Genomic DNA, 9954 nt, shown 5'->3' with positions numbered 1-9954 from the left:
GCCTGTCGCCCCTGATCAATCGCCCTCCGCTATTCTTTCTCCACATACCGATTTCTCCAGTAGTTCGGCGATGTCGTAGGTGGAGACGTTGTCTTCGACTTCTTTGGCTTTTGTGCCGTCGGACAGCATTGTCAGGCAGTATGGGCAGCCTGAGGAGATAATCGACGGGTCGACGGCCAGGGCTTGTTCGGTCCGGGCTACGTTGATGCGGCTTCCGGTGTCTTCCTCCATCCACATCAAGCCGCCGCCTGCTCCGCAGCACATGCCGTTTTCGCGGTTGCGCTCGATTTCGATGAGAGTGACACCTGGTATTGCTTTCAAGATTTCGCGAGGCGGGTCATACACATCGTTGTAGCGGCCGAGATAACAAGAATCATGGAATGTGATTTTTTCATTAACGGCATACTGCGGTTTGAGACGCCCTTCCTGCACGAGCTTGTGAAGGACCTCTGTATGATGGTACACTTCCGCAGTGAAGCCAAGATCAGGGTACTCATTTTTAAATATATTGTAAGCATGCGGGTCAATTGTGACAATCTTTTTGACATCATTTTTTTCAAATTCCGCAATATTCGCAGTAGCCAGTTCCTGGAAAAGGAACTCATTTCCGAGTCGCCGCGGTGTGTCGCCGGAGTTTTTCTCCTTGTTGCCGAGAATGGCGAACTTCACGTCTGCCTCGTTCAGCAGCTTCGCAAAGGACAAGGCGATTTTTTGGCTGCGGTTGTCAAAAGCGCCCATCGATCCAACCCAGAATAAGTATTCGAAGTCTTCACCGGCTTTTTTCATTTCTTTCACTGTCGGCACTTGGACGTCTTCACGTGCTTCGCGCCAGTTTTCTTTTTCTTTCCGGTTTAATCCCCAAGGATTGCCCTGGCGTTCGATATTTTGCATCGCGCGCTGCGCATCGGGATTCATTTTCCCTTCAGTGAGCACGAGGTAGCGGCGCATGTCGATAATATGGCTGACGTGTTTGTTCATGACCGGACACTGGTCTTCACAGTTGCGGCATGTCGTGCACGCCCAAAGCTCTTCCTCCGTGATGATGTCCCCGACCATGCTCGGCTGGTAGTCAACTGCGGCAGCAGCCTCAATTGCACCTTCACCTGTTCCGCCTTTGGCAATTTGGTTTCCGACCGTGTTTGCAAAAGCGAAAGTCGGCACCCATGGCTGCTGATGTGTCACGGCAGCCCCGTAATTCGTCAGGTGATTCCGCAGCTTGATCATGATGTCCATTGGCGACAGGATTTTACCTGTGCCAGCTGCCGGGCACATATTCGTACAACGGCCGCATTCCACGCAAGCATATAGGTCAACGAGCTGCAAATCTGTGAATTCATTGATTTTGCCGACACCAAATGACTCTTGCGACTCGTCTTCAAAATCAATCAGTTTCAATTTCTTCCCGCCGTCAAGCGGCTCAAGATAGACATTGGCCGGTCCGGCGATCAAGTGGGCGTGCTTCGACTGCGGCACGTAGACGAGGAACGCAAGCAGCAGCAAGAGATGCACCCACCAGGCGACATAAAATACAACGGCCGCTGCAGTCGGATTCATCCAACCAAGTGCTCCAGCGATGGCAGATGCGACAGGCTCCGTCCAAGATAGTGATTCTCCATGCCAAATTGCAGCCATTCCGTTCCCGAGCAGGACCGAAAGCATCAGACCCCCGATGAAGATCAGGACAAGCCCTGCGAATAATCCCCGTTTCAGGCGTACGAGCTTTTCAATATAACGGCGGTAAAAGGCCCAGACGACCGCAACGAGGATGACGAGCGTAACGATTTCCTGGAAAAAAGTGAACCCGGGATAGAGCGGGCCGAAAGGCAGATGCGAACCCGGTTTAAGCCCTTTCCAAATAAAATCAATCGCTCCGAATTGGACAAGAATAAATCCGTAAAAGAACATAACGTGGATGATGCCGCTCTTCTTATCCTTCAGCAGCTTCTTCTGGCCGAAAACATACACCCAGATATTTTTCAGCCGGGCTTTTACATCATTATCGAATTGCTCCTTCTTTCCAAGCTTGATAAATGTAATCCGCGTTTTCACTACATAGACAAACAGCGAAACCGCGTAAACGGTTACAAGCAGAAACGCAATCCAGTTAATCCATAGCCATCCATTCATTGGTGATACGCGCTCCCTTCTATCGCTTTCTATCAGAATACTTTTCTGAAATTTATTACATTCATTGTATAAAATGAATGAGCATTCAGTCAAGGTTTATTTTCGAGCCTAACAGGGGCCGGTTCCCTTGCAAAAAAAGCCAGCCTGAAAAACCGGCTGGCTTAAATTTATAATGTATTTTTCAATTCCCGGATGATCTTATGCGTGTCCGCCCTCTCCCCTGTTTGGGTCGCTCCGATGGCAATGCTGCCTGGGTGAAGTCGCGCAAGCTTACCTACAAGGCCGACAAAATCACTTTCGGCAAGTTTTCCATCGATGAAAACCCAGAGGAATTCTTCTGAAACGGCGAAGATGCATGTATCAAAGTCCTCGCTAATTTCACCTGTCCGCACTCTACGGCCAGCAGCGCCGCAAACAAGCGTGTCACCCAGTGCCTCACCTGGTTCCGTCATCACAGCCCTGTGCCACCCGCTGCCTGAACCCTCGCCTGAAAGCGAATAGATGCGTAGAGGGACTGGGGAACGAAAGCCAAAGCCCGCTTCAAATTCAAAAAAACCGGACAAGGCAACAGTCCCGCGTTTTTCAGCAGTCACTGCAGGCTCAAGTAGCAGCTGGGGCCGCGGCTGATGCGGATGAACTCCTTCCACGACTTCCGTTTGATAGACATTGCCGATCTCTTCTCCTCGCAAAATTTCAAACGGCTCGCCGAGTCCATGCATTTTTCCGTTCTCCAAGAGAAGGAGACGATCGCAGTAGAGCCCGGCAAGATTCATATCATGGAAAATAGAAACGACGGTCAGCTTCTGCGTGCGGGCAAGTGTGGAAAGACGATCCAGCAATTCCTTCTGAAACGCAAGATCCAAATGGTTTGTCGGTTCGTCCAACAGAAGGATTTCCGGCTGCTGCGCGAGCGCCTGGGCAAGGAAAACGCGCTGCCGTTCGCCCCCCGACAGTTCCTGGATGGCTGAGTCAGCAAAGTTCCGGACTCCGGTCAGCTCCATTGCCGATTGAACCGCTTCTTCATCTTGCTGCGCCCATGATTGAAACAACCCTTTCTGATGGGCGTACCGCCCGAGCGCGACCGTTTCCTTAACGGAATAGGCGAACATTTCCGAAGTAAGCTGAGGCAGGACCGCGATTTTCCTCGCCAGCTCTTTCTCCTTGTAGTCCTCAAGCATTTTTCCGTTCACAGTGACCGAGCCGGTTTCCGGCTTGATCAGCCCGCTCAGCATTTTTAACAGCGTCGTTTTTCCGCTACCGTTCGGTCCGAGAATCCCGAATAGCTCCCCTTTCCGGACAGTAAATGATAGATTTTCAAGCACGGAATTTCCCGGGTATCCGCCAGACAATTTTTCTACTTCGAGCATGGCTATCCTCTTCTTTCCAGTCGTCTTCTCATGAGAATCAAGGCAAAAACCGGCGCACCGATGATTGCAGTAATGACGCCGATCGGCAGCTCCGCCGGCTCGATCACAACCCTGGCGACAAGATCGGCTAATATCAGAAAGCCTGCTCCGGTCATAATGGAGAGCGGGAGCAGATGGCGATGGTCTGGCCCCCAGATAAGCCTTGTCAGATGCGGGATGACCAAACCGACAAAGCCGATTGTCCCGCTGACGGCAACAGCGGCACCGGTCACGACGGAACCTGCTGCCAAAACGGCAAGCTTACGCCGCTCCACATTCACACCGATATGCTTTGCCCGCTCCTCCCCGAAGGACATCGCATTCAGCTCCCGCGCATTCAGAAGCAGCACGATGGAGCCGATAAGGAAAAACGGCAGGATGATCCGGAGATACACCCATCCTCTCATTGAAACGCTGCCGAGCAGCCAGCCGATAATCTGCCGCAGCTCCTCTCCCGAAAGTGCGATCATCAGCGAAATCAATGCACCGAGGAAAGAGCTGAAGATAATGCCGGTCAAAATGATTGTCTCTACCTTCATTGATCGGTCAATGCTTCTCGCAAAAAAGAGGACGGCCAAAATCGTCAGGAATGCCCCTGTAATGCTGAGGAGCGGCAAAGTGAAAAGCCCTGCGAATGGCAGGGAAATTTGGAAAAACAGGGCGAGCACCGCTCCGACGGATGCGCCGGAGGAGACGCCGAGCGTATACGGATCCGCAAGCGGGTTGCGGAGGAGACCCTGAAAGGCCGCCCCAGCAACAGCAAGGGATGCCCCGACTGTGCCCGCAAGCAGCACCCGCGGCAATCGGATGTTCATGACGATATTGCTGTGCATCGGGTCAGCGTTCTGCGCCAGATGAAACACGTCTCGGAAAACAATCCCGATGATTTCCGAAAACGGGACGCGGACGGTGCCAAAGCCGATTCCTGTCAGCATCGCCAAGAGCAGAAAGCCTGCCGCGATCAAATATGCAAATAGATGATTATTTCCCGAATACGTCCGGGTATACCGCTTTCGCAAGCTCCTCTACTCCTTCGGTGATCCGCGGTCCGGGACGGCTTGCGATATCCTCTTGAACTTCGAACACCTGCTTATCCTTAACTGCTTTCATATCTTGCCAGCCCGGCCGGCTTAGCAATTGGTCAACCGCATTCTCAATGTAATTATATTTGACAATGATGACGTCAGGATCTGTTTCGATGATCGCTTCTTCATTCATCGGCACATAGCCGTCTTGTTCTATTGCATTTTTCACATGGATCGCTTTGAGCATTTCATCCATGAATGTGTTTTTGCCTGCAGCATAAATCTCAGGTGCCGGAGAAATTTCTGTGAACACCGTTTTCTCGTCCTCTTCTTTAATTGTCTCCGCTTTTTCCTTAATCTTATCCATATCAGCCTTCATTTTGCTGACGAGCTCGTCCGCCTTGCCTTTTGTGCCTGTCGCCTGTCCGATCGTTTCGATCGTATCGTAAATCGCCTCAAATGTCTGTGCATCCTCGACGATGAAAACCGTAATGCCGCTGTCCCTCAGCTGCTGGAATCCGGACTCCCACATCGAAGCCGTGGAGCCGTGGGCCAGGACAAGATCAGGCTTCAGGGAAAGAATTTTTTCCACATTGAGGTCCATGCTTGCGACCTTTTCCTTGTCTGCTACTTCTTCAGGGTAATTATCCGATTCCGATACCCCGACGATAGCATCCCCTTCACCGAGTGCATATAGGATTTCCGTGTTGCTCGGCATGAGCGAAATAATTTTCTCCGGTTTTTTCTCGATCACGACATCCTGATCCGAGGCATCCTTCAGTGTAACCGGAAAATCGGCCTTTTCCGCTTTTTCCGTCTGGCGGGCATTCTGGTCTGGTGCAGGCGTGTTTTCTTTTTTCTCCGTATCGGCTTTTCCGCATGCCGCCAGCAAGCCAAGGACCAGCAGCAGGCTCAGCCATAATGATGCAAACTTCTTCACTTGATCTTCCTCCCCCAATTCGTTTTTAAAAATAAAAAAACATCTCCAACCCAAGGAGATGTGAAAGCAAGCAGGCAGAAAAAAGCCTTAAGCCCGCCCCCATCCTCGCAGGGTCGTGAATTGATTGTCGGAATCGGCAGGTATCCTGGCTTTGGCTCATCGCGCGCTGCTCCTTCCCATACATTCGTACAGTGGATCATGCAGTTTGCTCCCCATTACAGTGGCGGGACCGCGTTGGAATTGCACCAACTTCCCTTTTCATTCCCTCATCGGCACGCTGCCGCATGACGGGAAAACCGGCTCCAAACTATGTAATTCTGTGAATTGCACTTCCGATTATACACCATTCGGGCAATTTGAACAGGAAAGATCCCGGTTTCCGCCAAAAAAAACAGACAGGCACATAGGAAAGCGTTGCTCCCCACGTGCCTGTCTCTCTGGAACACTTACATTTTTTCAGGCGCTGACACCCCAACAAGTTTCAGTGCATTTTTGAGTGTAATTTGGACCGTTTTAATAAGGGCCAGCCTTGCTTTTGTTCCGGCAAGGTCCTCCTCGTTCAACACCTTCTCCGCATTGTAGAAGCTGTGGAAGGCAGAAGCGAGTTCATAAATATAGTTTGTGATTCTGTGGGGAATCCGCTTTTCCGCAGCGTCTGCAATAATCAGCGGGAACTCCCCGAGCTTCTTCAGCAAGTCAACGGCTTTCTCAGACTTCAGAACTGAAAAATCAGCTTTCTCGTCGATTTCCAAGCCTTTTTCAGCAGCGGAACGCAGAATGCTGCAGATCCTTGCGTGAGCGTATTGCGCATAGTAAACCGGGTTCTCGTTCGACTCAGAGACAGCCAGGTCGAGGTCAAAGTCGAGATGTGTGTCCGGGCTTCTCATCGCAAAGAAGTAACGGACTGCGTCAAGACCGACCTCCTCGATCAGCTCGCGCATCGTTACCGCTTTTCCAGTCCGTTTGCTCATTTTCATCTTCTCGCCATCTTTGTACAGATGAACAAGCTGGATGATCTCCACTTCCAGATCCTCCGGGTCATGTCCGAGCGCTTCCATCGCCGCTTTCATCCGCGGAATGTAGCCGTGATGGTCCGCACCCCAAATATTGATCAGCTTGTCAAAGCCTCGGTCAAATTTATCCTGATGATAGGCGATGTCAGGCGTAAGATACGTGTAAGAACCGTCATTTTTGATCAGCACCCGGTCTTTGTCATCTCCGAACTCCGTAGAACGGAACCAGGTTGCCCCGTCCTGTTCGTAAATATGGCCTTTTTCACGAAGCAGGTCGAGCGTCTTGTCGATCTTGCCGTTTTCGTACAAAGACGTCTCCGAATACCAGACATCAAACGGCACACGGAATTGCTCGAGGTCGCCTTTCAGCTTTTCCATTTCATAATCAAGCCCGTATTTGCGGAAAAAGGCATAGCGCTCTTTTTCATCCGCTTTCGCATACGTATCGCCGAATTCCTTTGCGAGTTTCTCGCCGAGCACGACGATGTCCTTTCCATGGTATCCGTCTTCTGGCATCTCTTGCTCTTGTCCAAGCGCCTGGAAATAACGAGCCTCAACGGAAAGAGCGAGATTATGGATCTGATTGCCGGCATCATTGATATAGTATTCCCTGGAAACGTCATATCCCGCTTTATCAAGCACGTTGCAAAGGGAGTCACCGACAGCTGCGCCGCGTGCGTGGCCGAGATGAAGATCACCCGTTGGATTGGCGGAGACAAATTCGATCTGGATTTTCTGTCCTTTGCCGGCGTCTGTGCGCCCGTAATCATCTCCGGCCTCCAAAATATCGGGGATGAGCGCTGTTAAATAGCTGTTGTCCATATAAAAGTTGATGAAACCTGGACCGGCAATTTCAACCTTTTCTATGGATGCTTTTGAACTGTCAAAATGGGCCTGGATGTCTTCAGCAATCATCCGCGGTGCCTTCTTGGCAACACGCGCGAGCTGCATCGCCATATTGGTCGAATAGTCGCCATTTGCCTTATCCTTCGGCGTTTCGACGATCACTTCCGGAATCTGCGCTTCTTCCGCAAGTCCCGCCTTGATGACGGCTGCTTTGATTTCTTCTTTCAATTTCTCCTGCATCTGCTCAACGATATTCATTGCTTGCCAAGTCCTCCTTATATTCTAGCTTCATCCTGTGCTGGCCTGCTTCTGCTCCCTGCATCTCCAGACCATAGCGAAGGCTGAATAAGCCGCCAAGTCCGTCCTTGTCCTGTTCGTGGACAAGTTCTTTCGTATCCGTCTCGAGCTGAAGCCTAACAAAGATGCTTTCATGCGACCCTGTGAGTTTCTCTCCGAGACGAAAGCGCATCCTCATCTTTACGGCCCCCGTGCGGTTGATCATCACTTCGTCCTCGGCGATTTTGACAACCGTACTCACCGTTCCTTCTTCCTGAACCTCTTCATATGTTAAGTATATCGTATTACCCTTTCGATAGTGACGCCCAAAAAGGCTCAATTCATATGTTTCGTCTTCACCGTCAAGTGAGATGGTCGTCGCCAGACGGATTTTAACAGGCAAGTGCCGGTTCTCAGCCAATGAAAACACAACCTTTTATTATGTAGTCTAATCTTAATATTATAGCGGGTAACCGCAACAGAGTCCAACTATTTTTTTATGAAAATTTCCTTCCATTTCCAGCTGGAAGTGCTATAATGAGTCGACTATATGCAAGCATAGGTGATAAATCAATGGTTCTAGACATGGCAATAAACTTTTGCATTTTGTTTACCTTTTCCGCACTGATTTTTTTGCCGTTCCATTCAAAATTCACATACACGATCCCATTTAAAAAACTTCATCCGTTGTTCATTGGAATTGCGAGCGGAATTGCAGGACTGGTCTTGATGCAGACAGCTGTAGAGTTCCCCAACAACACGTTTGTTGATGCCCGGACAGCTGTCATAACGATTAGCGGCATTTATGGCGGCGCTGTTTCACCGTTAGTTAGCGCACTGATCATCGGGGTGGCGAGGATCTTCTATGAAGGGATAAGCTCGACATCTTTGATTGCGGGCGGGAATACCATTGTGGTAGGCATTGCCATCTTCTTTGTTATGCGCAAAATACCGATGACGTTCAAAAGTGCAAGATACTTTTTTCATTATTACATCATCCAGACAGGCATCGTGTTCTTTTACCTTCTAGGCAGGGGTACTGACGCCATTTTGCCGACCGTATATTTATTCGCTTTCTCTTACTTGTCATTTTTTACCTTACTATTCATATTGCAAACCTTTGATGCCCATTTCAAATCGATTGATGCCGTGGAAAGATTGTCGGAGACCGATTTTTTGACCGGCCTATACAACAACCGAAAATTCCAGCTGGAGGCGGCCAAGGTTTTGGCCGATCGAAAGGTCTTCTCTCTTATTCTGCTCGATATTGACCGTTTTAAAAAGGTGAATGATACATACGGCCATCCGATCGGAGATGAGGTACTCCAAGAGCTGGCAGCAAGGCTAAGGAGAATTGCCGGACCGGCCGGCGGAATTTTCTCGAGGAATGGCGGAGAAGAATTTTCAGTCATTCTTCCTGCGTCAAATAGTGAAAGGGCAAAGGAAGTAGCCGAAACCCTGCGGACGGCTATTGCTTCCTCCCCCTTTCCGACTACCACGGACCTGGAGCTGTCGATTACGATTTCCCTTGGCATTGCCACCTTCCCGGAGAACGGGAAGGATATCCAGCAGCTGTATAACCAGGCGGACCTCGCCATGTACGAGGCGAAAGAGACCGGCAGGAATAAGGCTGTTCATATTAACGAGACTGCGAAAAAGGCTGGAACCACTCCGTAAACGATGGTTCCAGCCTTTTTTTAACTTAACTTACCCTTTAAATTGATTTACTATTTAAATAAAAGATAAACAATGAGGAGAGATTTCGTTGAAGACAGAAATAGAGTTTAGAAAAGCAACCGAAAAAGATTTAGAAAGTATTGTTAAAATGCTGGCAGATGATGTTTTAGGAAGTAAACGAGAGCGATATGAGCATCCACTCCCTGCCAGTTACACGGAAGCATTTGAGGCAATTGAGTCTGACCCTAATAACGAATTAGTTGTTGCTTGTTACGGCAATCAAGTCGTTGGGGTACAACAAATTACTTTTACACCTTATATAACACATCAAGGTGGGTGGAGAGCTACGATCGAAGGAGTGCGGGTATCTTCTTCGGTAAGAGGAATGGGTGTAGGGACTGAACTAATAAAATGGGCAATTCAGCGTGCAGAAGAACGCGGCTGTCATATCGTACAACTGACAACTGATAAAATGAGACCCGATGCGTTCAGGTTTTATGAACAATTAGGTTTTAAAGCAACGCATGAAGGCTTAAAACTAAAGCTTTCATAACTTTTGCTAAACTGACAGGGGCTTATCTACCCATAACGACAGTTTCAGGATAGTAAAGTATCATAAACCTTTATTGTCGTTCTACACTTTT

8 protein-coding genes and 1 riboswitch are annotated in these 9954 nt (G+C 49.4%); of the genes, 2 read left to right on the top strand and 6 right to left on the bottom strand.

Annotation, left to right across the window (positions count from 1 at the left end; genetic code table 11):
- Nucleotides 1-15: 15 nt before the first annotated feature.
- From AC0TWI_RS01300 to AC0TWI_RS01275, 6 genes are all read right to left on the bottom strand, one after another.
- Nucleotides 16-2127: a 4Fe-4S dicluster domain-containing protein gene (locus AC0TWI_RS01300; protein WP_488124533.1), complete on the bottom strand. Its 2112-nt coding sequence runs from the start codon at nt 2125-2127 to the stop codon at nt 16-18.
- A gap of 167 nt (nt 2128-2294) precedes the next feature.
- Nucleotides 2295-3494: an ABC transporter ATP-binding protein gene (locus AC0TWI_RS01295; RefSeq protein WP_488124532.1), complete on the bottom strand. Its 1200-nt coding sequence runs from the start codon at nt 3492-3494 to the stop codon at nt 2295-2297.
- Nucleotides 3495-3496: 2 nt separating this feature from the next.
- Nucleotides 3497-4552 carry a FecCD family ABC transporter permease gene (locus tag AC0TWI_RS01290; protein WP_488124531.1) on the bottom strand — a complete coding sequence of 352 codons (1056 nt, stop codon included), beginning with the start codon at nt 4550-4552 and terminating at the stop codon, nt 3497-3499.
- Nucleotides 4515-5498 carry an ABC transporter substrate-binding protein gene (locus AC0TWI_RS01285; protein WP_488124530.1) on the bottom strand — a complete coding sequence of 328 codons (984 nt, stop codon included), beginning with the start codon at nt 5496-5498 and terminating at the stop codon, nt 4515-4517. The genes AC0TWI_RS01290 and AC0TWI_RS01285 overlap by 38 nt, the downstream gene beginning before the upstream one ends.
- A 118-nt stretch (nt 5499-5616) precedes the next feature.
- Nucleotides 5617-5814: riboswitch (cobalamin riboswitch) on the bottom strand.
- Nucleotides 5815-5944: 130 nt separating this feature from the next.
- A complete protein-coding gene (argS, locus tag AC0TWI_RS01280; protein ID WP_488124529.1) occupies nt 5945-7615 on the bottom strand; it encodes an arginine--tRNA ligase in 1671 nt (556 codons plus the stop codon).
- Nucleotides 7602-8054 carry a YwiB family protein gene (locus AC0TWI_RS01275; protein ID WP_488124528.1) on the bottom strand — a complete coding sequence of 151 codons (453 nt, stop codon included), beginning with the start codon at nt 8052-8054 and terminating at the stop codon, nt 7602-7604. The genes argS and AC0TWI_RS01275 overlap by 14 nt, the downstream gene beginning before the upstream one ends.
- A 152-nt stretch (nt 8055-8206) precedes the next feature.
- On the opposite strand from AC0TWI_RS01275, the gene AC0TWI_RS01270 reads away from it, so the two are divergent.
- Both AC0TWI_RS01270 and AC0TWI_RS01265 read left to right on the top strand, forming a co-directional pair.
- Complete coding sequence (locus AC0TWI_RS01270; protein WP_488124527.1) at nt 8207-9310, top strand: GGDEF domain-containing protein; 1104 nt, start codon at nt 8207-8209, stop codon at nt 9308-9310.
- A gap of 88 nt (nt 9311-9398) precedes the next feature.
- Nucleotides 9399-9863, top strand: a complete 465-nt coding sequence (locus AC0TWI_RS01265) for a GNAT family N-acetyltransferase (protein ID WP_488124526.1) — start codon at nt 9399-9401, stop codon at nt 9861-9863.
- Nucleotides 9864-9954 lie beyond the last annotated feature (91 nt).

The organism is Lederbergia sp. B243.17, assembly GCF_057657925.1.
Note: the sequence above shows the minus strand (reverse complement) of the source record. Positions and strands in the feature narration are given on the sequence as shown.

Excerpts from the sequence above, each read along its gene's own strand:
- argS (WP_488124529.1), bottom strand. The coding sequence starts at position 7,615 with ATGAATATCGTTGAGCAGATGCAGGAGAAATTGAAAGAAGAAATCAAA.
- AC0TWI_RS01295 (WP_488124532.1), bottom strand. The coding sequence starts at position 3,494 with ATGCTCGAAGTAGAAAAATTGTCTGGCGGATACCCGGGAAATTCCGTG.
- AC0TWI_RS01300 (WP_488124533.1), bottom strand. The coding sequence starts at position 2,127 with ATGAATGGATGGCTATGGATTAACTGGATTGCGTTTCTGCTTGTAACC.
- AC0TWI_RS01270 (WP_488124527.1), top strand. The coding sequence starts at position 8,207 with ATGGTTCTAGACATGGCAATAAACTTTTGCATTTTGTTTACCTTTTCC.